Here is a 25,825-nt window from a genome sequence, read left to right on the forward strand (position 1 = left end):
AAGAGAGAAAAAATTAGAATACTAGTTTAGACCAGCCAGTTGACCAGGTTGGTAAAGTAACCGTAGCTGGAGAACCTGGCGTGTTGTACCATGGTTGGCTTACACCAAAATAACTTGCGTTGGTTGGGTTAATAACTAATGAGTTACCACCACCATCAACGTAAGTGCCAGATGCTGTAGTGATTGCGTTAACGAAACCATGAACAGATGTAGTACTGATGCTTGAAACACCGGCTGGAGCATCTGCATCAAATGCAATACCGGTGTTGTAACCAGATACAATTACATCGATCAAATCAACTTCCGAACCTCTACGCTCGCGGATACCGTTACGGTAACCTAAACCGGCAATACCTGAAGGATTTTCAGTTCCGAATATACTTACGTTAATTAAAGTTGGGTGTGTTTTAGGGGTTAGGCTAAATGTAGCATCTTCTGCAGTCGCATTGTTATCAGATTCGATACCGTTTGAATCACTGGCACCGCCGCTTGTACTGTGTGTAGCGTTTTTATCAGCAATGGCTACTGCATCACTTAATGTACCTGTAAAACCGTTGTCGAAATCAAATTGATCGTCATCAGAAGCTAAAGCAATTAAATTGCTTGCGTTAACTGTACCACCGAAAAATTCGAATCCATCGTCAAGACCGTAAGAAACCTGTACGTGATCGATAGTAGTACCGTTACCAACACCGCCTAAAGTTAAACCGTTAACCTCAACGTTTGGAGCCAACTGGAAACCAGCATACTCAATACGTACATATTGGAAAGTACCACGGTTATCGGCATCGTTAGAACCTCCGTAATGGAATTTAGATTCGTTTGCTAAGCCTTCAATCAGTTTATCACCAACGTTGATCGTTGCATTACCTAAAATAATTGTACCACCAAAATCGCCAGGTTTGCCTGTTGTGCTGGCATCACCATCTAAAAGGTAACGGCTGGTAAATACAATCGGATCAGCAGCTGTACCAACGGCATTAATGGTACCGTCTTTTGCTACAACCAATACACCGTTTTGTACACCAGGCGTATTAACTGATGCTTTGATATAAGTACCTGCCTGGATGGTTAAAGTTGCACCGTTTCTAACGGTTACTATACCGCTTAATTCATAAACGTTTCCTGCTGTCCAGGTAACAGAGCTGGTAATGTCTCCGCTAACGGTTACAACCGGTAATGATGATTGTGAATAATCTGCTGCTGAAGTGCTGCGGTTGTTGAATGAAGCTGATCCACCTTCATTTTTTTTACAAGCTGTAAAAGAAACAGCAACAATTGATAAAAGACCGATTAAATTTTTGAAATTTTTCATTTTCGTTTTTTGTTTTTCATAGGATCTTAGGTAGGATCCATGTTTTTTAGGTTGATTTTTTTGTTATTTAGAAGCAGGGGGCAGATAATTCCTACTTTTTTATGGAAATAAATGCCTACATATCACTAAATAGGATGTTTTTTATATCTTAGTATTTCTTATAGATAACTAAGCAGATCTGTTAGCTGCCCTTGGCTTTTAACTTAGGTTTTTAAAATATTTCAGGTTTATCCTGGATTGGCCGTTCCACTAGAAATGATCGGTTTAAACGAAGGGTTCTGATACAACCTTTCGTTTTTTTATGGCCGTGCAGGAAACTTTGTTCCTCCTTTCCTTTTTAATGGTGTAAGCTTATTTATACTGTTTTTCATGGTAGTTTTAAAAATTATAGGTAATAGAGGTACTGTAGGTACGGCCGAATTTTTGAGAGAACAGGACCTGATCGCCATCTTCCAATTTGTTTGTAAAGCCGGGTTTTAAGCGGTTTAAATTACTATAGTCAGCCGTTCCGGGAACGTAATCGGGATTACGCTCATAACTTCCTGTATTTCTGAAAATAACCGATGCTTTATTAAGCAGATTGCCCGCATTTACCTTTACCTCGAACCTTCTTTTATAAAATTTATAACTCACCTGTGCGTCAATCTGGTCTCTCGGGTTTTCGTATTCGATGCGGTTAAGCTCTGCACTAACAAGTGTTGTTTTCCGCCCTGATTTATTGTAGGCAATATTAAACCCAAAATGCTCATCCACATACTGTAAACCTGCGTTGATGAGGTAAGGAGATTGCCCGTACATATTTCTTTTTACTTTGGTATTTACAACCATTTCGTTTCCATCAGGCCCGGCTGCTTTATAAGTACCTACAACATCGGCTTTTTGCAGTGTTAAATTGCCATATAGGGTAAACCGCGATAATAGGGGAGCGCTGGCAATAAAACCAAGGTTTTTTCTAAGCTCGAATTCTAAACCATAAACCGTCGCCTCGTCGGAGTTTAGGATATAGTAAAAACCACCACCACCATTAGAAAGACTAAAGGTTACTTCAACAGGCTTATCAAAGCGCTTGTAAAAGGCACTTGCAGAAATGATTTCGCCTAACCCAGGGAACCATTCTACTTTAAAATCGTAATTTTTAATTTGTGTACTCACTAAACCTTCGTTACCAAACTGTGCATCGAACGAAGGATCGTACCTGAAAAACTGGCTGTTATCCATTAATTCGGGTCTAATGGTTGTGTTAGAAAAAGCAGCCCTGATATTAATCTGTTTGGTTGGACTATAGGTAAGGTTGGCCGATGGTAACCATCTCCATTTCTTTTCGTATGGCAAAGCAAAAGAACTTAATCCCCTTACATTAATGTCGTTACGCAGTTCGGTATATTTATAATACTCGGCCCTAACACCCCAAACTAGTCGTAATTTTTCGGCAAGGCGGTTATCCAGCATCATATAGCCAGCTTGTGTAATACTCTTTCCTTTATAACCGTTTAAGAAATAGTTGTTGATGTAGAAGTTATAGCCATTATTACCGATTTTAGCCGGATCAATCATTTGGGCAATCGGGATATACCTTAAACTATCGGCTATTGTCGGGCTTTGCACCAGTGATGCAATTTGCCAGTTTAATGATCCTTCTTTATGAATACCAAAATAACCTGTTTTGAAAATGTTATTTAATGGCCCGGTTTTAAATGGGATGCTGGCATCTCCATTCCACGCAAAATGATGTTCATTATTACTGTAGTTATGGCGTGATGTGGGTTTGATATAACCTTCGGTTTGTGCACTCGATGCATAAAAATACTCGTAATCATTACCTGCTTTTCTTAAGTTTTGTGTGGCAATGCCAAGGTCTTTCTCTTTCCGGTCTATAGATGTTCTGGATAAATTCCATTCTAATTTTACCTTTCCAGCCTGGTGCTGACCGTTCAACTTATTTTGTAACAGATCGGTATAAGTAGGATCATCTGCTTCTACAATCCTGTTGGGCTTTAAGCCTGCAGTAAAGAAAGCCCCACCTTCATCACTGTCATAACCAATGGTTCGAACAAGATCGTTATTGTAGATGTGCGTATAGGTATTGCGTAAACTGAACTTGTTCTTGTTCAGCTGTATACCTACATTTAACATAGCCCCCAAAGTGGTGTTAAACATATATTTACTGCCGGTATTGGTGGTGTTTGGATTCCAGTCACTTCTGGTTTGCTGATCGATGGTGTTTATATTCTGCGTATTGCGGTAGTTTAGCGATGCCGTAAAACCCAGTTTTTTGTTATTGGTGGTATCAATCCCGATCAACTTGCCGATAGTAAACTGATAATTTTGCGATGGGGCAGTTTTATATTGATACATCGTGAAATTATCGTTTGTAAATTTCTGACTTTGTGCAATCAGTTTCTGCTTATACTGCTCATCTTTAAGGACATTGTTGGGGGCAATGGTACGGTCGGTATGTTGAAGATCTTCGGGGAATTTTCTCCGGCCATCATCAAAACCGAGGTAATCGTTTTTACCACGTTGATGACTTAAAAAATCTTTGCCTGTACTTTGGTCGTTGTAAGCAGTACCCGCAGTAAAGCTCATAAAATTTTCAGTGGGGATATCCTTGGTGTTAATCTGGATCAAACCACCACCAAAACTGCTGTTCATATCGGGGGTAATCGTTTTACTTACCACTACGTTATCAACCAGGCTCGAGGGGATTAAATCGAAAGAGAAATTTCGGGTTTGCGCTTCAGTACTCGGCAGGGTAACTCCATCTAACTGGGCCGTATTGTAACGCTCGCCAATACCACGCACAAGTACCAGTTTATTGTCTATCGAGCTTACACCGCTGATGCGTTTCAAACTTTCACCGATGTTTTTATCCGGAGTTCTGGTAATCTGCTCGGCGCTAATTCCATTGCTGATTTCGGATGCATTTTTTTGCCGGGCCAATAAACCCTCAACCGATGCTTTTTTGTAACTGGCCGTTACCACCACTTCCTGAAGGCCTTTTGTATCAGGTTTTAACGAAATGTCTAATGGTGTGTTTTTGTCAGCCTTTACGTTAACCTCGCTGATGCGCTGGGTAACAAAAGAAATATAGCTTACCTCTATGGTATAAATGCCGGGTTCAACGCTTAAAGTATAACTTCCATCGCTGGCGGTTTGCGTGGCTTTTCCTGTTTGGATAACCTTAATGGAGGCACCAGGAAGGGTTTCTCCTTTTTCGTCGAATATTTTTCCCGATATCCGGCCAGGTTTTACAGGATCTGGTAATTTGTAGAGTAGTATGGTATTACTTTCAGCAAATTTATAGGCTACTCTTGTTCCGCTGAGAATTTTTCTGAGGATTAATTCAATCGGCATATTTTTTACTTCGAGGCGTATCCGGCTATTCTGGCTGAAAATCGATTTATTGTAATTAATCGACAAGCCTGCTTTTTCTTCAAGTAGTGAAAGTGCATCAGGGATGCTCATTTCGGCTATTTTGATGCTTACATTGTTTTCTCCTGGTGTTTGCTCAAAGCTTTTTGCTATAGCCAGGTTAAATAAAAAAGTACATAACATTAACATCACCGCCACTGGCTTGTAATCGAAATGGATAATATATTCTTTTATATATTCATAAAATCCTATTTTCATAGGTTCAAGATGTTTTTTAATTCTCACGGGTTAAAAACTTTTGTTTAGGAGCTGGATTGTTCGAGCAATCCGGCTCCTTGTTTGTGTTAAGAGGTTTAATTTATTTTTCATAGGTATAAATCCGGTAATGTTGCGCATTCCTGCTGCGCCATAAAGTATAGCTAACCTATCATTGGCAGCCCTCCCCCCATACGGTAAATGTTTTAGTGCCTGTATCTATTTTGTATTTCAGGTGTTTCCCACTCATCACATGAAGTTCTTCCATTACGTTGCTTATGCTTTTGTTCGAAAAGGTGGCATTAAACCTGCATTGATTGAGTTTATTACTCTTTAGCTCAATGTTTACATTGTAATATCTTTCCAATGATTTGAGCATATTTGGTAGCGTTACATCTTTAAAAGCGAAGCTGTTTTTGATCCATGCATTTACTTCTGTTACCCGTTCAGTGTGTACTGTATAATTATGTTCCTTTAAATGATAAAATAGTTTCATGCCAGGAGTAAGTAGCGAAAGTTCTTTTAGTTTACCTTGGCTGTTCTCCGAAACCTTCACTTTACCAGTACGTACGGCAACACTAAAGGTTCCATCTTTCGGGTAAGCATAGATATTAAACGAGGTTCCCAAAACCTGTGTCTGCATCTGGCCGCTATGTACAATAAAGGGGCTGGTGGTATCGCGCTTTACTTCAAAAAAAGCTTCTCCATCAAGCTCTATTTTTCTTAAACCGCCCTTCATAAAATGTGATGGCCAGGTAAGTTTACTTCCGGCTCCCAGGTATACAATAGAACTATCAGGTAAAATCAACCTTACTTTCTCGCCTTTTTGGGTGGTTTTACTTAAAAAAGCAATGGCTGTTTGTACAGGTTGTTGCGCTTTCTTATATGCATACCAGCCAAGTGATGCAGAAATGATGACCACAATTGCGGCGGCATATTTTAATAGCGGGAAGAGTGATCGGCTTTTTGGTTGGCGTTCCTGAACTTTATCCCATATCTGTGCCAGTCCTTGAACTGCGGCTAAAGAGTAATCGGTTTCTCCCCTTTGTTTTGTCCAGGCTTTTTCCATTACATGGTGAAATTCAGAATCGGCGTTTGCCGGGTCGGCAAGGTAATCCATCAGGATTTTTTCTTGCTCCGGATTGGTTTTACCTGCTAAGTAATGTTCAAATAGTATTTTAATGTTTTCTTTCACTTTAATGTTTGTAAGCTTTTATGCTGCGCGCTACTGTATATATGCACGAAACTTTGGATACAGCTATTCAGCAAAATATTTTTTTTAGAATAAAATGTAAAGTCCTGTTTAACAGGTGATTAATTTTTGTGATCGGAGGTAGGATAGATCCTGACCATGAAGTAGCTATTAGGCCTAAAAATCAATAAGCACAGCTAATCAAACAAGTTCAGGAGGACGCGCCGCTTGGATTGCGCCAGAAAAACCTTAACGTCCTTATTCCTTAAGGATGGAAAACGGATGTAAAAAATTAGGAGAGGGAACTTATCTTAACGCTCCACGCCAACTGGTTAACAAAACAACACCAATAGAAAAGATAATATCGTTTCTGGAGAATAAGTGTTAAAATATTTCCGCATTATACCCAGTGATTTTTTGAGGTGATTGTTTACCGTGTTTTTGGAGATACCCATCAGTTGAGATATTTCCTCATGCGTATGGTGGTCATTTCTACTCATCAGGTATATTTTTTTTACCTGCGGAGAAAGACTTTCTATTGCTTCCTGCGCAATCTGTTTAGTTTCTTTGGCATTAAGTTCGTCTTCTATGGCATTAAAAGACTGCTCATGCTTAAGGTTTTCGCTACTGTAAGCTTTTTCTCTGGCTTTTTTACGAAGTGTAGAGAGGAAATTATTGCGGATAAGTGTATAAAGAAAGGCATCGAAATTCTTTTGCGGATCTATCTTCGATCTGTTCTCCCAAAGCCTTACAAAAACATCCTGCGTAAGTTCTTCAGCTTCTTCTTTGTCCCGTGTAAAATGGTAGGCATAACCATATATTTTTTTGCGGTACTGGTGGTAAATTTCATTAAATGCAACTGAATTGCCGGTTTTTACTGCATTCAGGAGTTTTGCGTTTTTAAAATCTTCCAACTGTTCCATAAGTAGCGGTTATGGGAGGCAAGTTAGCGGTCGCGTTTAAAGTTAATGTTAACACAATGAAAACCTTTTCTATCACTTTAATCGGTGCGTAGTTACGATACTCTGTTGGGCAGATTCTGCCCTCGAATCCATTAAAATATGATCAGCACGAAAGCGCTCGGAAACCGCATTATTTATAGCAATCGATGTTTTGATGGCTTTGCCAGTTATCGCAGCGATTGCTGCTTTTACCATAGGATCTGCAACATCACCCAGTTGAAGCAAAGGCAAAATACTCATTTCATTGATTGCGATATCGGGGTTGATTCCGGCACTATACCCACCGCTGCCATTTGCATTAAAAAGTTTATAAACAATCGGGTGCATCTCCCAGTTCACCTGTTTCGGAATTCTGGCATCAAATATCCTGAATGATGCTTCATCTTTTCCCCTTGTTTTTTCGCCAATTAACACCACCTGAATAAAAGGTTTAAGGTTATTGATCATTACTTCTGATGCAGATGCTGTAGCGGCTGTTGATAAAATATAAACCCGGTTTAGACTAAGGTTTTGTTGCAAGATGGTGTTAAAATTTACAGTACCATCAAAAGTAGCTGCAGTACCAATAGATTCTGTTTTGGCTCCTCCATTTTTATTGCCCCTGTAGGTAATGAAAGGTTTATCGAACGATATATTTTTAGCGATCATGGTACATAGTCCAGCTGCCTCTGCTACCTGACCACCAGCGTTATAACGGAGGTCGAGGATCAGTTCTGATACGCCTTCTGCTTTAAAGTTACTGAAAACAGGAGTGAGTGAGCTAGCCAAACCCCCATTAAAATCCAGAAAATAGAGGTAACCGATTTTTTTTCCGTCGCTTTCTATAACCTTGCTAATCTCCCGTTGATCGAGTATTACACCTTTGCTTAAGTCAACAGTGCGGGTATCTGTCCAGGTATTGTTGTTCAATTCAGCTAAACCTATAGAAAAACGGTCGCTGTTTAAGATTTCGGTTTGTAAAGCCTGTGCATTGGTAGCAGTTAAAGTTTTGCCGTTAATTTTACTGATGTAATCTCCGCGTTTTAAACCTGCTCTAGAAGCAGGAGAATCCTTTAATACAACTTTAACGATCCCGATAACCTTTGCGCTGTTTTGGTCGCTTACCGTTGCATAATCAAAGCCAAAATTTCTATTGCTCGGTATTGTGGTACTTTGGTCGTTAGGGATGTTGATATAGGAAAAACGATCGGATACATTGCGGATGGAATTAAAAAAATCTTTTGGTGATAAACTGAGATTAGGATAGGCGGGCAATTGCTCATTCCAGTAATAGTAGCGTTTAAGGCTATCGAGTATCCAGGTGTTGATGTTCTCGTTGCTTCCAATTGGATAATCGGGATTTTTACTGCCCTTTTTGCAGGATGGCAGAATGGCTAAAAATAGAATGATAAGATAAATGCTGTAATAAGTTGTTCTTTTTAAGAGTGTTATGGGGTTTGTCATCGCCTTTTCGAATTTTAGGAACAAACTTAAAGCTACTATTGTTAACTTGAGATTAATTTTCAAAGTGGACTTATCTATCGCATATTTGAACAAGAAGGAGATATTCCTGTTCCAGGCAACTACTTAGCTGGAGGAAAATCCAGTTTGGCTGTATATAGAAATGGCTTAATTTACCTTCAGAATGGTAAACCCATTGACGCCAAAAACGGAAAAGCCACTTATTTGATTAATAATAAGAATCAAGAGATATATTAAATTTTTAAGCTGAAAATAAAAGATGGCGTATCATAAAGGCGATTTCAGCCCAGAAGGTGTCATGTTGAGCCTGTCGAAACACCTCAAAGAGTATTTAAACAGGTCCTTCGACAAGCTCTCCACAGGAGTCCTTTGGGCAAGATGACAAATCTATATTTGTGATACAACCTCTTTTTGTTTATTTTATTGCTCCAAATGCTGCAAAATAAGAGTTTTTATGCAGGATCTCGGTAACACTGAAACCAACTTTTTGCAATAATGCCAATTGATAGTTTAAAGAACGTGGGGTATCTTCATATTCAATATAATCAAATACCTTTTGCTTATATGTTTCACCGCCAAGTGTTTCCAGGTAGGCCCCGTATTGATCTTTAAAAAGGTTATCGATCAAAACTGAATCGTGCGCAATGAGATCTGAAATCCAGACACTACCTCCAGGTTTTAGCGCCTGGTAAACTTTTGTAAAAACAAGTTCCCAATCGGCATCAGTGCGCAAATGATGAAATGTTGCAGCAGCAAGTATAATATCGAAATGATTATCGGGTAAATTAAGGTTCCGCATATCGTCTTGTATAACGGTTACTGTTCCGGTAGTTTGTACCGATACCCTATCGCTTGCCCGTTCCAGCATCGGTAAACTTAAGTCGTTAAGTGTACAGTTAAGGTTTGGGATTTTACTGAGCATTTTTAACGTGTAATTCCCCGCGCCACATCCAATATCCAACAGTTCTTTTGCATTTGGATTAATATATTTGGCCGCTCCGGTGCAAAGCTCCATGGTAAGTGGCGCATCGATGGTGGTTTGTTGTCCACTCTCTAAGTTCGAGAAACGTTCTACATCATTATCAAACCTGGTTTTAATTTCTTCATTTGTTGCCTTATGCGAATAATCTTTATTCATTGCTTTAATTTTTTTTGTAAAGTTAGTGCTGTTGATCATATTTGTAAAATATCAATTTTAGCATAAAACGATACCTATTAAGTATTATAGATATGGAGCTCAGACATTTGTTGTATTTTAAAACTGTTGCAGAAGAACTTCATTTTACTAAAGCAGCAACAAAACTTTTTATCTCGCAGCCTCCTTTGAGCAGGCAGATTAAAGAACTGGAAGAAGAACTCGAAGTACAATTGTTTACCAGGAGTAATAAGCGGGTTGCATTAACAAATGCCGGAAAGTACTTTAAGGCTGAAGTAGACACCATGTTTGCCAAACTAGAAGAGAGTAAAGAAGTGGTTCGTAAAATTCATGAAGGCGTTAGCGGCGAATTAAAGATTGGCTACATCAGTTCGGTTTACCAATCGCAACTGGCAGAAATTTTAAAATTGATGCACCAGGAATTCCCTTATTTGAAGACGAGTTTATTCGAAGTGCCCACACTTGCTCAAATTAAAGAGCTGGAACATGGTGGTTTAGATGTGGGGATTTTAAGAGCACCGGTTCTATCAGAAAAATTGAAAGTAGAATCTTTGTTTTTTGATCCATTTGTAGTGGTTATTCCTTTAACAGACCAAAAAATTGATGCGAAAAACGGACTTGCTGATTTTTTGAGAAAAAGCCCGTTTATATTCTTTAATAAAGATTTTGCGCCTCAGTATAACCAGAAACTTATGGAAATTTGCCAGCGGATGGGCTTTAGTCCCGATATTACCCACGAGGCCAACAATGTACACTCCATATTACAATTGGTAGAAGCAGGCCTGGGGGTATCTATTTTGCCATTGTCGTTAAAAAAACAATATGCACAGTTGAAAGTATCTTTTATTGAATTTGATGCTATTCCGGTCAACACAGAGGTGGTACTCGCTTATAAAGAATCAAATAAAAACCCGGCATTAAGCTGGTTTATTAAACATTATGCCGAGTTAAAAATCAATTGATTTTCAATAAGATAAGTATAATGAAATCCAGTACCGTTAATCAATATACATTGATTAACGACCGATGAAATTGTAAGAAAGGCCGTTTTCTAATGGGAGGCAGTCGTTTTTACAAATTTCAAAATCCTATAGCCACTCATTGGGTATTATTTTTCAAAAGAAACGGTCAACTGCATAAAACACGGCCAGTAAAATCGATTGATGTAAAATTAGCCCCAAAAAGGTAGTTGATTTCCGATTTTCTACCATATCATTTCCGATTTTCACCTCTTTTAAACTTGTAAAAGCACAAATTTGCCGCAACCAAGATCAAAAGCCTGTGTTAAGGCTTAACACAAAATGAATTATACAAGTTTACCTAACCCATGTAAGAAATTATTGTTCGCCATATGTTTTCTGGCTACAGTAGTTATTGCTCATGCACAAAAGGCAGCTGATGAAAAAGAAGCAATGAAAAATCTGCTCGACAGGCAATTTGAATTTGCACAGAAACAATATCAGTTACTGGCCAAAAACACACCGGCAGACCGCATGCCTAAAACCTATTATGCAAAAAATAATAAACTGGAAACGAGCGATACCAAATGGTGGTGCAGTGGTTTTTATCCAGGTTCGCTACTTTACATTTACGAATACACCAAAGATATAGGTACCTTAAAAGAGGCAGAAAAACGCCTTGCCGTACTAGAGAAGGAGAAACATTATACCGGAAACCATGATTTAGGTTTTATGATGTTCTGTAGTTTCGGCAATGCCTACCGCATTACAGGTAATGCGCGATATAAACCAACCATCGATACAGCTGCAGCTTCGCTTGCCACGCGCTACCGCCCCGCTGCTAGCGTAATTCAATCTTGGAACAGCAGTAAACAATGGAAAGGCCCTGTCATTATTGATAATATGATGAATCTGGAGTTGTTGGCATGGGTGTCTGATCATGGTGGCGATTCGAAATACAAGAAAATTGCCATCAGCCATGCCGATACTTCGCTTAAAAACCATTTCAGATCGAACTATAGTTCCTACCATGTAGTAGATTACGATATGACGACTGGCAAAGTACTTAAAAGAGGTACGGCCCAGGGCGCATCTGACGAATCGGCCTGGAGCCGAGGCCAGGGTTGGGGATTATACGGTTATACCATGATGTACCGTTTTACCAAAAACAAACATTATCTCAATCTGGCAAAAAACATCGCCAGGTTTATTATCAACCACCCAAATATGCCTGCCGATCAGATTCCATACTGGGACTTTAATGCACCGAACATTCCAGATACTTATCGTGATGCTTCTGCCGCTGCGGTTATTGCCTCTGGTTTGTTAGAATTAGGACAGTATGCAACAAAAAGCGAGCGAAAATTATATGTAGGCACAGCAAAAAAAATGATCATTTCACTCTCATCTGATGCATATACTGCAAAGCTCGGTGAAAATGGTGGTTTTTTACTAATGCACAGTACTGGGGCATTACCCCTTAAATCTGAAGTCGACGTTCCGCTAAGCTACGCCGATTATTACTATCTCGAGGCGCTAATGCGCTACAAAAACTGGTATTTATAACACATAAAATGGAAAGAAGAAAATTTATAGGTGCGTTGTCATTAACCGGCGTATTTGGGCTGTTTAATCCTAACGAAATTTTAGCCGATACAAAAACTAATAACAGTACAAGCGCTCAACCAAAAAACGACAGAGAATATTGGTATAAACTGCTGTATAAAATTGCCAGCCCCGTTGTTTCCAATTTAGCCAATGGAACACTGATTAAAAATATGCCAGTAGTTACGGCACCGAAATTCGACTCCAGAACACCTGCTGTATCGTATTTGGAAGCTGTTGGCCGTACTTATGCCGGAATTGCACCCTGGCTTTCGTTACCTGATGATGCTACAACCGAAGGTGTTTTAAGAAACAAGCTGAAATTACAGGCCATTCAGGGATTGGATAGCTGTTTTGCAGTAAATAGTCCTGATAAACTAAATTTTACCAAGGATTATCAGCCGATTGTTGATTCAGCCTACCTGGCACAAACTTTTTTAAGGGCACCTAAAGCCCTATGGGAGCCGTTAAAGCCCGAAACAAAACGCGAAATTATTGCTTCGTTTAAATCATTGAGGAACAGAAAGCCCTTTAAAAATAACTGGCTGTTATTTGGTTCTATTACCGAAGCCTTTTTATTATCGATTGGCGAACCACACGATGAAAGCCGCTTAAATGAGGGGGTAGATACCTTAAACGCATGGTATAAAGGAGATGGTTGGTATGGGGATGGCGTAAACATGGCTTTTGATTATTACAACTCTTTTGTAATCCACCCGATGATGGTGGATACGCTAGCTGTTATGCTTGATAAAAAGCTAATTAAAAAAGAACGGTATGATCTTGCCGTAAAAAGGATGCAGCGTTACGTAGTGGGGCAAGAGCGCATGATTTCTCCAGAAGGAACCTATCCACCAATTGGGCGTTCGATTACCTATAGAACAGGTGCTTTTCAGGCTTTAAGTCAAATTGCCTTAATGCATAAGTTACCAGCCACTATTCAGCCCGCTCAAGTGCGTTCTGCCTTAACTAAAGTAAAAAAGAATATGTATGATATCCCTGGAACTTTTGATGCAAAAGGATGGTTACAGCTTGGTTTTTGCGGACATGATCCGGAAATAGCAGATTATTATACCTCTACGGGTAGTTTGTACATGGCTACATTATCGTTTCTTCCTTTGGGTTTACCAGCTACCGACGAATTTTGGGCAGCACCTTCGGCAGAGTGGACATCGAAAAAAGCCTGGGCAGCAAAACCGTTCTCCAAAGATTATCATGTAGATTTTTAACCTAAGAAAAAAGGAGACTGTTCATAAAGTTAAATTCGATTTGAATTGCTTTGTTAAAGCTTATCGATGAATCGGAACATTACTCGAAATACGCTGCCATTGAAAATCAATATTCTTACCCAAATGTTCATCCAAAACGAGTTGCGCTATTGGGGGGAAATGAGGCTGAGGTGTGTTCTGTACTCAGAATATATATTCAATCCGTTGAATTAATGGAGTATTGCTGAACAATTTTCGATTTCAACAGAACATGCTTGCAAAGGTGGTGCTTTAGAAGTAAGACTGAGTGATATCCGGAATAAAAATGGGAAAAAGAAATAAACGCAAAGTAAGTTTGAGAAGAGGAAATTAGATTTGCAAGATTATTTTAGCATATATATTCAGTTCGGAAAAACTAAGGATTAGGATGGCATTGGTTCGGAGTTGGTTCGGACTTAAAACAGAGTTGTGACAATTATACCCGAACTAACTATGTTTTAAACCCCTGTTAAATTTGCTGAAATAGTATATTGATTACAATTCTTTTTTATCTTAGTGTTAATCATCCCATAATTTTTAAAATTATGGCAATATTTAAACAAGGAATCAACGGTGTTTCACCGGGAAAGTTGGGAGCGTAATAGGCTATCAGCTAAATGGACAATGGGTGATGAAAGCTTCACCTAAATCCAGTGCAAAAAACAAGAAAGGAACAGCCCAACAAAAGCGTTGCAGGTTTGGTTTTACCAGGATGCAGCATTTCCTTAAGCCCTTAATTACATTCATTAGGGTAGGGTACAATCTCGAATCTAAATTGAGGATGATGACTACGCATAATGCAGCCAAGTCGTACAATATGCTCAACGCATTGGACGCAAAAGGCGAAATTGATTGTGCAAAGGTATGTCTAACCTTTGGAGGTTTATTGGGTGCAGAAAAGTCCAACGTAGTTAAAGACGATGTGGGCCTTCATTTCAGCTGGAAAAATAATACAGCTAATAACTCGATTAGGGAAACAGATCAGGTGATGGTAATTGCTTATAATGTTAAAGCACAGCGGACTTATTTTAAACTCAGTGGCGCAAGAAGACTTGATGGCATGGAGACAATTGAAATCCCCGCATTTGAAAAAGATAATGAACTGCATACCTGGATTTCATTTATTTCGGATGACAGGCAGTCTATTGCAATGAGTAGCTACACAGGGAATATTATCATTTAGGATACCAGTAACCAGCCATTCCATCGGCGACTCCTAAATTATGCTTTTTATAGTTTGCCAGGCCGATTATCGCCATAGGTTTACTTGCAGCCGTCTCAATTGTACAATAGTATAACAACGATAATAGCCGTTAAAAAATAGTGTGAATTTTTCTACTAGGAGAGGTACAATTTTTTTGATAATCAGTAGGAGCCGCTCCCGTCCATCGTTTAAATGCACGTATAAATGCGCTTACTTCATTGTAGCCAAGCATGGTAGATATTTCTTTTATCTGAAGAGCATCATCTTTCAAATACATTAAAGCAAGGTTTTTACGGGCTTCATCAGCTAGCTGCTGAAAATTGATCTCCTCATTTTTTAATTTACGCTGGAGTGTGCGCGGACTGAGGTTAAAGTTACATGCAATATCTTTCAGGGTAACCATTTTTAGATAAGAGTTTGACCATATGTAATTGTAAATACGCTTTTTTAATGCCTGGTCAGATACATGCGTATTTTGCCAGAGGCCTTCTTCCAAAAGCAGAACTTGCTGATGCTCGTGTTTTGATCTTATAATTCTTTCATTCCAGTAGGCAATATCAAATGAAATTTGAGTGGTTTTTGCATTTATTTCAGGCCTACAACGAAGTACACGCTCATATTCCTCTAGGTTATCCAGCGATCTGGCGAAGCTCACCGAACTTGGATAGAGCTTTTTAAACAATAACCCGTCAAGTTCGTGTATAACCAGAACCATTAAAAGGTCAACAGTTTGTATTTCAGTTATATCTTGAGCCCAATCCCGGTTGGCCGGTACAAATGTTATCGAAAAATGATGGTCATCTCTGAAAATTCTAAGTTCTACCGATGCCGAGATGATTTGAGCCAACGGGGCAGCATTAGTTACCGCTTCACCCACTGTACTGCTCGTTTTTATTATTTCTCCTACAATTCCCAATGCCTGTAGCTGTAAGGATTCCCCAAAATGAAGACCGAACAAGTTGTCTCTGGTCACAGATACAGCATTAAACCAGACATCATCGATCTGTTTAGCTGTAAGCGGATTTTTTGATGCTGTCAGTTCGTCTATGGTAATGTTTGAGGCGCGGAGCAATTTTTCTGCCGATATGTCTCTTTGAACTGCATAACCAATCAGTTTTGATATGAAATTTTTAATCTGGTCTTCCATAGTAGCTAAATACTTGAAGCTAAAATATCAATATAGAAAGGAATAAAAATAATTTGACGGAAAAAGATAGCTTAATGTCGTTTAATGGTAATCTTAACTTCAGTTGAACCTGCGACCTTTGGTTCAGATACTAAATAGAAAATATTATGGAAAATCAATCAAAACAAACAGTGATAGAATTTTTGGCCTCAGTTAAAGCGGTCGATCTTGAAAAAATTGGCCAACTGTTGTCTCCCGAGGTAAATTGGTCGCAGCCTGGCAGCAACGAGATCTCAGGCCTAAAGCGTTCACAGCAGGAGGTATTCGAAATGGTAGGTAAGATGTTCGAGATTTCCGGTAACACACTACAGTTATATGACTACCAATCAATTAGCTTAAACGGTAACCGCGTTGCATGCCTGTTGCATTGGATGGCAGAGAAACCCTCTGGAGAAAAACTCGACGTTTACAATATAGATATTTACACGGTTGAGCATGGTAAAATCTGTAATGTAGAGATTTTTTCTGCTGACCAGGTGCAGGAGGATGGCTTCTGGACAAACTAAGCAAAATAAATGCCGGACAGACTATTTCGCACTGTCCGGCCTGTGATCTTGTAATACTAAAAATAGATGAAAGCAACTGAATCTTACAGCCCCATCGATGTAGTCTTGAGCTATTATTCTGCATTAGGTGAACGTAATATCGAAAAGATAATAGCAATGTTCCCAGAAGAGCTTGATTGGTATATTCCTGGAGACGAAACAATCGCGCCCTGGTTAGGAACTCGCAATACCTGTGATCAGGTAAGGGAATTTTTTGAACTGTTATGGCAAAATACAGAAGCCGTTTCTGCAATGATTGATCATATAGCAGTCGTTGGAAATGTAGTAATTAGTTCGGGGAATTTTGAAACTCGGATGGTGAAAACAAACAAAGTTTATAAATCGCTGTTTTTCACCGAAATAACCATTGTTGAGGGATCATTAAATACAGACTATTGGAAGATACTTTGGGTTTGGTAAGGGCTTTGGATGATGGGTTGTGAAAATACAGTCTATGGATCGCTCTTCATCAAAACAGATTGTTAATTAATGCTGATAAGCAGTTTGTTTCAGGGGTTTCTGGAATTGGTGGTCGGGATCAATCAATTTGGTTTATGCAAGTATATTATTTGATTTTTATAAATTTACAGTATGAAACAAGCAGAGACCGTTATCGATTTTTACAACAGGCTGCCAGACCATGCGCCCATCGATGTTCCACTTGATAATGCTGGCATCGGCCACATCAACGTATTCACAAGAGAGAACTGCGCCGTGGTAAGTCCATACAGTCGCCGCGATTTTTATAAGGTTTCACTTATCATTGGTAAGGGAAAGATCTACTATGCAGATAAGTGGATACAGATTGACCGACCTGCACTACTATTTTCAAACCCTATTGTGCCTTATTCCTGGGAAGCAGAGTCAGATCAGCAGTCGGGCTGGTATTGTCTTTTTACCGAAGATTTTATTCAGCATAGTGAACGGGTAAATAACCTGCGCGATTCGCCTTTGTTTAAGGTCGGCTGTAATCCGGTGTTCTTTCCGGATGAAGTTCAATTGCGCGAATTTTCGGCTATATTCCAAAAGATGCAGGCAGAAATGCACTCTACTTATCCGCACAAGTACGATGTATTGCGTAGCTATTTGCACCTGTTGATTCATGAGGCGATGAAAAATAATCCGGCCACAAATTTTCATACCTATGCCAATGCCTCTTCAAGGGTTTCTGCCTTATTTCTTGAACTGCTGGAAAGACAGTTTCCAATTGATTCTCCTGCGCTTATACTCAAACTGAAAAACCCTGCCGATTATGCCGATGCTTTATCCGTACACATCAATCACCTCAACCGTTCTGTAAAAGAGGTAACCGGTAAGACCACAAGCGCTCATATCGCTGCCCGGATCGTTAAAGAGGCTAAGGCACTATTGCAGCATACCGACTGGAATATCGGTGATGTGGCCTACAGCCTGGGCTTTGAATACCCTTCATATTTTACACTATTCTTTAAAAAACACACCGGCTCAGCACCGACTAAACTGAGAGAAACTGTTTGAATATTATAACGATCTGTTTGATGCTTATAAGTCGCGGTTTTGCTTTCTTATCTACATTTGAAGGAACAAAATCTGATCAAAATGAAATATAGAAATTTAGGAACAACCAGCGAAAAACTGTCTGCACTTGGCTTAGGCTGCATGGGCATGAGTTTTGCGTATGGCCCTACAGACGACAAAGAAAGTTTAGCGACGCTTGAAAAAGCACTTGATCTTGGGATCAATTTTTGGGATACGGCCGACATGTATGCAAACGGAGCGAATGAAGAACTCATTTCTAAGGTACTAGTGCCTAACCGGAATAAGGTATTTATTGCAACTAAATTTGGATTCCGTTTTAAAGATGGAATTGCGGGCCCCAGCAGCGCAACGGGAACTTATTTTGATGGTTCTCCGGCCTGGATGAGAGTTGCTGTTGAACAGAGCCTGAAACGATTGAAAATCGATACCATAGACCTCTATTATGCCCATCGGGTTGACCCGAACATTCCGATTGAAGAAACTGTTGGCGCTATGGCCGATCTGGTAAGAGAAGGAAAGGTACGCTATCTTGGACTGAGTGAGGCTTCTGTCGCTTCTTTACGCAAAGCACATGCCGAGCATCCGATTGCTGCGCTGCAAAGTGAGTACTCTTTGCTTACAAGGGATGTGGAAAATGGGATATTGCAGACTACCCGTGAGCTTGGTATTTCACTTGTGCCTTATTCTCCGTTGGCGCGGGGACTGGTTACCAATGCACTTGACGTAAACACCTTGGCTGACGATGATTTTAGAAGAACCCTGCCACGTTACCAGCAGGAAAATATTACCGGTAACAATAGGCTCATAGCTGAATTTGCGGCACTGGCAGGTACCAAGGGCTGCACACCTGCACAGCTTGCCCTGGCATGGGTGCTGGCGCAGGGCGAGGATATTATCCCGATTCCAGGCACGAAAAAAAGAAAATACCTGGAAGACAATGTAGGTGCGATTGAAGTTGAGCTGACAGGTGATGATCTTACAGCGGTTGATGAACTGATCAAACGATACCCTATAACTGGCGAGCGTTATAGTGAAGGCGCAATGAAGATGGTTAACCATTAACGGAGCTTCTATAACTTGTGCTGGTGCGAGTTTTTAACTCGTACCAATATAAAAAGCCATAGTTCTAAAATTTAGAAAGTCCCAATCCCCTGCTAGTCCGAACATATTGCAATTAGATAAATTATGCTGGTGCGAGTTTTTAACTCGTACCAATATAAAAAAAACATAGTTCTGAAATTTAGAAAATCGCAATCCTAAACTTTCCTAATTTTTGAGACATAATAATCCGGTTGAGGCAGGCTTTGTAACAGAAGACTACCATTGGAAGTATAGTAGTGCAATAGATTTTTCTGGAGAAAGGGGGGTAGAAATTGATATAATTTAAGTTAATTTGGATACGAGCCACAAGCTCGCATCAGCTTGGGAAAAGGCGTGTGTTAGAGATTGATATAATTTAACTTAATTTGGATACGAGCTACAAGCTCGCACCAGCTTGGGATATAATTTAAGTTAATTTGGATACGGGCTACAAGCTCGCACCAGCTTTGAGAGTTACCTTTTTTATAGGTATACTTTTCTTTTAAACAGTAATCTAATTACTTACACTTTTATCATATTTGTAAAACGATGATTCATTTAAATATTCATCTTAACTAATATTAAAAAAGTTGACGATACTGCCATTAATCGAATATTTTAAAAAATACCTTCCTTTAAATTCCGGGGAAATAAACTTGCTTGCCGAAAGAACGACACACAGAAAAATAAAACGGAGGCAAATGATCTTGCAGGAAGGCTTTGTTTGCAAACATTATACGTTTGTGGAGAAAGGCTGCTTTAAAATGTATGGCATCGATGAAAAAGGGACGGAGCATAATCTGGGGTTTGCAGCAGAGAATGATTGGGTTGCCGACCTTGGAAGTTTTTATTCGGGAAAACCAAGCAAGCTTTTTATAGAAGCAATTGAACCTTCCACTATTCTACAGATTGAGCATCAGGACTTGCTTTATCTTTATGTAAATTCGCCAAAGTTTGACAGAAACTTTCGTGTGATCGTGGAGGAAAAGTTCATTGAACTTCAAAACCGCTTGTTACAAAATTTCAGTTCAAATGCATCGCAACGCTATCTGGATTTCCTGGCACAATATGCAGCGCTGGCTTCAAGATTACCCAATACGCAGATCGCTTCCTATCTGGGCATCACACCTGAATTTCTCAGCAAGATCAGAAAAAATATATCATTAAAATAACATCTACCCTTAAGCTACATTAAGACTATTTCTTAAGCTTGTTTATTGGCTAGAAAGACAATTGTGGTTCACCTTTGCATTATAAATAAGTCGATATTACAAGCTATAAAAAAATAGAAAATGGGAGCAACAAAAGAATTTTTTGATCAATTTTTACAGTTCATTAATACTGCTGACGAAAATTTAGCACAACAATTAATAAGTCCGGCAGCAAAGTTCCATGTGCCTTTTCAAGCTGACCCGCTACAAGGGCCTAAAGGTTATTTAACGATTATTGGAATGATGCGCAGCGGCTTTCCGGATATTCAGTGGAATATTGAAGAGATGATCACTGAGAATGATAGGGTAGCGGTTAGGTTTACCATGAAAGGAACTCATAAAGGAACTTTCTTTGGCGTACCCGCAACTGAAAAACCTATTGCAGTTGCAGCAATAAATTTTTACCGTTTGTCTGACAACCAGATCATAGAAGAAGTAGGACAACCTGATCTGCTTGCTTTACTGACTCAAATCGGAGCTGTACCCGCAATGTGATTCTTCTAGGTCGGAAACAAACCCTCACTGGCGCAAGTCTTAGTGTTTGGGTTAGAGGGCTGGCTGACTTGTGTCTTAAAGGATTAATGTATTAATTTAACGAAAAGCACAAGTCAAGCCGTTGCTTGTGCCGGAGCGCTAAGACTTGTGCTAGATGCGGAAAACAGACTATTCATAGTCCTTACTTTTGGTCAGCTTTTTCAAAGTATCCAGTTCATATATTGGGCGTTCCAAATCATAGGGAATTTCTCGTTTGCTAAACTGCTGAAAATATAACAAACAGGCATCCTTCCAAACCTGTGCATCACGGCTTTGGATCTTGAGTTTGGATTGCACGGATTTGAACCGATCATCATCAACCAAGCCTTTGGTACTGTCCCAGATGCGCTGGAACGCACGAACACGTTGCAAACCCGAATCGTAACGATAACAAAGCGATGTCCAAAGGTCGTTTCCATTTTTAAGTTTATAAGTCCATGGCACATGGTGAAACCACAATAAGTATTCTTCCGGGCAACTTTCCAGGCTGTTAAATGTAGATCGGAGCGGTTCATGGTACTGCTCAACGGCATTGCTGCCTGTGCTGCTTCTGTTAAAGCCTACTCCTAAAAGGTCTGCATTGTGGTAATATACTGAGGTCCAGTCGGCCCTGATGGCTTTATTCGCGAACCATGGGGCGGGCCCGTAATGATGGCCTTCGGCAAAAATGTGGTGTAATCCTAAAGGCATCATGTAATCCACAGCTGCTTCTCTGCTCTGCATCATCATCTCTTTTATCGGCTTTACCAGATTTTCCTCCATTTTCTTTTCCGTAGGACTTAAAAAAGTTTGCCTAATCCATTCATCCGCAATGTCTTCACTCTTAAGCTTGTTATCCCAGGCAAGTCTGCCGAAAGCATACCAATTGGCCTGTGCAAAAATATGCCCGGTCCAATTCCGCTCCAGGCCAATATTGGATACCCCTGCAATTGCACTGAAGGTGCGTTTATCCAATGTCCCATCTGTACAGGCCGCTACAGTGCTGCCCTTACCGTTTCGGTAGGTATCGCGTTGTAAACATTCTTCCCAAAGGGTAGACAAGAAAACCAGGTGATTCGACCATCCCAGATACTCCTGCGTGATCTGAAACTCTGGCATTACAGGGGTTTTAATCATGGCGCCGAATAAGGGACTGAATGGCTCTCGGGGCTGAAAATCAAGTGGTCCGTTTTTGATCTGGATAATTACATTTTTCTTGAATTTACCATCAAATTTTAAAAACTCATTATAGGCTTGTTTCGTACGGTCTTCATTGCTTGGTTGATATACAAAGGCACGCCACATGACAATCCCTCCAAAAGGGGAGAGCGCATCAGCCATCATATTGGCGCCATCAACGTGTGTCCTTTCGAAATTTTGAGGGCCAGGTTGCCCTTCGCTATTGGCTTTTACAAGGAATCCTCCAAAATCAGGAATCAGTGAATAAATTTCTTTGGCCTTAGCTGCCCACCATTGCCTAACGGCAGGAACAAGAGGATCGGCGGTTTTAAGTTTCCCAACTGTAACGGGTGAGGAAAAGTTGACCGATAAATAAACCTTTAAGCCATACGGGCGCAATACTGTGGCAATAGCCTGAACCTTTTGAAGATAGGCCGTGGTGAGGATTTTTGCCGAAGCGTTTACATTATTGAGTACTGTGCCATTTATGCCTATGGAGGCATTGGCTCTTGCGTATTCTTTGTACAACGCGATATCTGCCTCACTAAGTTGAAGCGAAGAATCGCCCTGTCTCCAAAATATTGAACCTCCAGCATACCCGCGTTCTACAGAACCATCCAGATTATCCCAATGGTTAAGGATTCTTCTTGAATAGGAGGGATTGGATGAATAATTTTGATCAGACTTTCCTAAATACTGCCTTCTAAGGAGCTCGTAGCTTCCATAGAGGATCCCCAGATCCGTTTTAGCGACAATTTTATCACCTTCCAAACGAAATCCGTCATTTGTAATCGAGCCATCTTTAACAAAATCAAATTTTAGTTCTGCGCCATCTTTTCCCAGCCAACCGTTCTTAATTTCTTGTACAGCAATGGTTAATACCGGCGACTTTCTTGGCGATACCACCTTTACCTGCTTTGTAGCGGTATGGCGGAGCCAAAGTTGGTGTCCATCTTCAGCCTTCAGAAAATGGCTGGTAGCTGTAATGATAATCAATAGCAGGCTAATCTTTTTCATCTAGTTGATTATTAGTTTTCGGGTTACAATATTACCGCTTGTTTTCAGTTTCTCATCGGGCTGGCTTCCACCAATCGATAATGTGATCTCGCCTTTTAGTGGTCTTTTTGTTCCCTTATCATCAATATAACTAAGTTCATCAGGTGATAATTTAAAATGAACAAGTTTGCTTTCACCAGGTGCCAGGCTAACTCTTTGATATCCCTTAAGGGCTTTTTTTGCTGATTTGATTTTTAAATTGTTATGCATCACATACAACTGGGCAACCTCGTCGCTCTGCATTTTACCGGTATTAGTAATCTTTACAGACAAACTTGTTCCTTTGCCTGATTTAAGCTTTGAAGGTAAGATAAAGTTGTGATAATTGAATGTAGAATAGCTTAATCCATATCCAAATCCGAAAAGAGGTTTGCCTTTGAAATACCTGTAGGTCCGATTTTCCATATTATAATCATTAAAATCTTTTAGATCCTCATCGCTCTTATAAAAGGTTACCGGAAGTCTTCCTGAAGGGCTGTAATCACCGAACAACAAATCAGCTACTGCAGTTCCTGCCGATTGGCCGCCGTACCAGGCATTAACAATAGCAGGTATGTTTTCGGCTTCCCATGGAATGGCGATGGCGCTCCCTGTCATCATCACAAAAACAACTGGCTTGCCGCTCGATTTTAAAGCTTTCATCAGTGAGGTTTGCGCTTGGGGAAGCATAATAGAGGTTCTGTCGCCACCATTAAAACCAGGTACATTTACTTTCATTTCTTCGCCTTCAAGTTGCGGAGAAATGCCGCCCACGAATATAAATGCATCTGCATCGCGATGGCGTGCAACCAACTCGGTAAAATCTGTGCGCCCAAAGGTACCTCCCGCAAAGCGGACCTTTGCTCCACCCTCACCTTGCCAGTATTCCATTTCAATTTTGTACGTAGAATCTTTCGAAACAGGAATTTTATACGTTTTAGCGCCCCACCTGTTTTTAGACCAGGCATCTAAAACTTTTTGCCCATTCACCTTTAAACGGTAGCCATCATCCCCATCTACTTCAAAGGTAATTTCTTCTGACTTTAAAGCTTTAAATACTGTGCTAAACCGGGCCGAAAAATGGTTTGCCGCCAAACCTTCCCCAATTTGCTCGCCCTCTTGCCAGTTGTGGTTTATTGATTCTTCGAACCGCGTTAAAAAGGGTGCTCCCTGCAGTTCTATACCCTTGTAATATTCGGCCTTGAAACCCTTGTGGCCTTCTGCAGTTAATTGGTTCTCTAAATTTCGATAATGTAGAATCGTATCGCTCGCAAACGAAATGGCCTGCTCATATATCACCTCTGTTTGATTTCCCAATTTATCTTTTATGCCCTGAAGAACCGTTGTAATGGTTGAGGGGATACCATTGTAATTTCCAAGCACCGAAATGTCATTATTGGCATTCGGACCAAGCACCACAAGTTTCTTAAGATTCTTTTTCAACGGGAGTGTGTTGGATTCGTTTTTTAACAAAACCATCGATGCCCTTGCCATTTTAAGTGCATGTGCTTTGTGGGCACTGTTTTCTAAAACTGTTATTGGTGCATTGGCGTATTTCACCATCGAAGGCGGATCGAACATACCAAGCCTGAACCGGATCATGAACAGTCTTTTTACCGATACGTCAATATCTTTTTCTGTTATAATCCCGTTTTTAACCGCAGTAAGTAAAGCTTTATAAGCATCAGTTCCACAGTCTAGATCGGTTCCATGAAAAACGGCATCAGCCGAAGCACTTGCTGCGTCTTTGTGGGTTTTGTGATTTTTAAAGAAATCATCAATGGCCCAGCAATCTGAAGTAACATAGCCCTTAAACCCCCATTTTTTTCTTAAAATGTCGGTCATTAAAAGATCGCTGCCACAACATGGTTGGCCTTGAAATGCGTTATAAGCACACATCACTCCGGCAACTTCCGATTTCGTAACCAGTTTTTCAAAAGCTGGCAAATAAGTGTCCCAAAGATCGAAGGCACTAACATCTGCATTGAATACGTGGCGTAGCGGCTCTGGTCCGCTATGTACAGCATAATGCTTCGCACAAGCAGCCGCTTTCAGGTACTTTGGGTCATCGCCTTGCAAACCCCTCACAAATGCATCTCCAAGTGTAGCAGTTAAATAAGGATCCTCTCCATAGGTTTCCTGACCGCGTCCCCATCTCGGGTCTCTAAAGATATTGATATTGGGTGTCCAATAAGTCAATCCCAGATAGCGTTCATTCGTACGGCCAAGCGCAACCGCCTTGTTGTAAATTGCCCGCCCTTCTAAAGCAGAATAGTCTGCCATTTTAGCCAGTGCTGCAGGATCGAACATGGCTGCCATTGCAATGGCCTGCGGATATACGGTAACCTTAAACGGCGTTCTGGCAACCCCGTGCAGTGTTTCATTCCACCAATCGTAAGCCGGAATTTTTAATCTTGGAATGGCAGGTGCTGAATTAAGCATCTGAAAAACTTTTTCCTCAAGTGTTAATCTGGACACCAAATCATCAACCCTTTTATCAAAAGGTAATTTGTAATCTTCAAATGGATATTCCTGTGCCTGAATTGGACTGGTAATGTGTAGAAGAACTAACGTGGTAAATATGGTTAAAAAGAATAATCGTCTCATATATTTGGTTTTCTTAACTTTTGCAAGTTCCAAATAGTTTGACTTCGGGAGGTGTACATTTGGATAAAAACCTATGACAAATGTTTCGATCTGGTTGTTTGGCCCCTTTAAATTTTTATTTCATCTGATAAATTAGGACGAACATTGTGGAATATTGAACATTTATTGCTGTAATTTTCACAATTGACTTAACGCTCATCAGATAATCAGGTTATTTTAGCTT

18 protein-coding genes and 1 pseudogene are annotated in these 25,825 nt (G+C 40.1%); 10 read left to right on the forward strand and 9 right to left on the reverse strand.

What is annotated here, in order from left to right; translation table 11 throughout:
* Positions 1–13: 13 nt before the first annotated feature.
* The 6 genes from LQ201_RS19580 to LQ201_RS19605 form a co-directional block, all read right to left on the reverse strand.
* Positions 14–1,315 carry a hypothetical protein gene (locus LQ201_RS19580; RefSeq protein ID WP_230144980.1) on the reverse strand — a complete coding sequence of 434 codons (1,302 nt, stop codon included), beginning with the start codon at positions 1,313–1,315 and terminating at the stop codon, positions 14–16.
* Positions 1,316–1,693: 378 nt separating this feature from the next.
* Complete coding sequence (locus tag LQ201_RS19585) at positions 1,694–4,945, reverse strand: TonB-dependent receptor (protein ID WP_230144981.1); 3,252 nt, start codon at positions 4,943–4,945, stop codon at positions 1,694–1,696.
* A gap of 169 nt (positions 4,946–5,114) precedes the next feature.
* Positions 5,115–6,137, reverse strand: a complete 1,023-nt coding sequence (locus LQ201_RS19590) for a FecR family protein (protein WP_230144982.1) — start codon at positions 6,135–6,137, stop codon at positions 5,115–5,117.
* Between the two features lie 329 nt (positions 6,138–6,466).
* Positions 6,467–7,057, reverse strand: coding sequence for an RNA polymerase sigma-70 factor (locus tag LQ201_RS19595; protein ID WP_230144983.1), 591 nt, complete (start codon positions 7,055–7,057; stop codon positions 6,467–6,469).
* A gap of 72 nt (positions 7,058–7,129) precedes the next feature.
* Positions 7,130–8,539, reverse strand: coding sequence for a S41 family peptidase (locus LQ201_RS19600; RefSeq protein WP_230144984.1), 1,410 nt, complete (start codon positions 8,537–8,539; stop codon positions 7,130–7,132).
* 433 nt (positions 8,540–8,972) lie between these two features.
* Positions 8,973–9,695, reverse strand: coding sequence for a class I SAM-dependent methyltransferase (locus LQ201_RS19605; RefSeq protein ID WP_230144985.1), 723 nt, complete (start codon positions 9,693–9,695; stop codon positions 8,973–8,975).
* Positions 9,696–9,787: 92 nt separating this feature from the next.
* Between LQ201_RS19605 and LQ201_RS19610 the strand changes: the two genes are divergently transcribed.
* The 4 genes and pseudogenes from LQ201_RS19610 to LQ201_RS19625 form a co-directional block, all read left to right on the forward strand.
* On the forward strand, positions 9,788–10,675 hold the full coding sequence (locus LQ201_RS19610) for a LysR family transcriptional regulator (protein WP_230144986.1): 888 nt from the start codon (positions 9,788–9,790) through the stop codon (positions 10,673–10,675).
* 339 nt (positions 10,676–11,014) lie between these two features.
* The gene (locus LQ201_RS19615; protein WP_230144987.1) at positions 11,015–12,238 is read left to right on the forward strand and encodes a glycoside hydrolase family 88 protein; all 1,224 of its coding nucleotides are present in this window, start codon (positions 11,015–11,017) and stop codon (positions 12,236–12,238) included.
* Positions 12,239–12,246: 8 nt separating this feature from the next.
* Positions 12,247–13,506 (forward strand): DUF2264 domain-containing protein, encoded by a 1,260-nt coding sequence (locus LQ201_RS19620; RefSeq protein ID WP_230144988.1) that lies wholly within the window; start codon positions 12,247–12,249, stop codon positions 13,504–13,506.
* Between the two features lie 610 nt (positions 13,507–14,116).
* A pseudogene (locus LQ201_RS19625) lies at positions 14,117–14,707 on the forward strand (DUF6266 family protein); the annotation flags it as partial.
* 130 nt (positions 14,708–14,837) lie between these two features.
* Here the strand turns inward: LQ201_RS19625 and LQ201_RS19630 are convergent.
* Positions 14,838–15,875 (reverse strand): AraC family transcriptional regulator, encoded by a 1,038-nt coding sequence (locus LQ201_RS19630; RefSeq protein WP_230144990.1) that lies wholly within the window; start codon positions 15,873–15,875, stop codon positions 14,838–14,840.
* Between the two features lie 146 nt (positions 15,876–16,021).
* Between LQ201_RS19630 and LQ201_RS19635 the strand changes: the two genes are divergently transcribed.
* The 6 genes from LQ201_RS19635 (at position 16,022) to LQ201_RS19660 (ending at position 20,763) form a co-directional block, all read left to right on the forward strand.
* On the forward strand, positions 16,022–16,420 hold the full coding sequence (locus LQ201_RS19635) for a nuclear transport factor 2 family protein (RefSeq protein WP_230144991.1): 399 nt from the start codon (positions 16,022–16,024) through the stop codon (positions 16,418–16,420).
* 66 nt (positions 16,421–16,486) lie between these two features.
* Positions 16,487–16,879 (forward strand): nuclear transport factor 2 family protein, encoded by a 393-nt coding sequence (locus LQ201_RS19640; protein WP_230144992.1) that lies wholly within the window; start codon positions 16,487–16,489, stop codon positions 16,877–16,879.
* A 171-nt stretch (positions 16,880–17,050) separates the two neighbouring features.
* Entirely contained in the window at positions 17,051–17,956 is a 906-nt protein-coding gene (locus LQ201_RS19645) for an AraC family transcriptional regulator (RefSeq protein ID WP_230144993.1), read from the forward strand.
* An 81-nt stretch (positions 17,957–18,037) separates the two neighbouring features.
* Complete coding sequence (locus tag LQ201_RS19650; protein WP_230144994.1) at positions 18,038–19,039, forward strand: aldo/keto reductase; 1,002 nt, start codon at positions 18,038–18,040, stop codon at positions 19,037–19,039.
* 674 nt (positions 19,040–19,713) lie between these two features.
* Entirely contained in the window at positions 19,714–20,229 is a 516-nt protein-coding gene (locus tag LQ201_RS19655; protein ID WP_371823062.1) for a Crp/Fnr family transcriptional regulator, read from the forward strand.
* Positions 20,230–20,349: 120 nt separating this feature from the next.
* On the forward strand, positions 20,350–20,763 hold the full coding sequence (locus LQ201_RS19660) for an ester cyclase (protein WP_230144996.1): 414 nt from the start codon (positions 20,350–20,352) through the stop codon (positions 20,761–20,763).
* A gap of 168 nt (positions 20,764–20,931) precedes the next feature.
* On the opposite strand, the gene LQ201_RS19665 is transcribed toward LQ201_RS19660, so the two are convergent.
* Together LQ201_RS19665 and LQ201_RS19670 are read right to left on the reverse strand one after the other, a co-directional pair.
* Complete coding sequence (locus tag LQ201_RS19665) at positions 20,932–22,977, reverse strand: alpha-glucuronidase (RefSeq protein WP_230144997.1); 2,046 nt, start codon at positions 22,975–22,977, stop codon at positions 20,932–20,934.
* On the reverse strand, positions 22,978–25,602 hold the full coding sequence (locus LQ201_RS19670) for a glycoside hydrolase family 3 C-terminal domain-containing protein (protein WP_230144998.1): 2,625 nt from the start codon (positions 25,600–25,602) through the stop codon (positions 22,978–22,980).
* Positions 25,603–25,825 lie beyond the last annotated feature (223 nt).

Origin of the sequence: Pedobacter sp. Bi126 (assembly GCF_918698245.1) — a bacterium.
Lineage (GTDB): Bacteria > Bacteroidota > Bacteroidia > Sphingobacteriales > Sphingobacteriaceae > Pedobacter.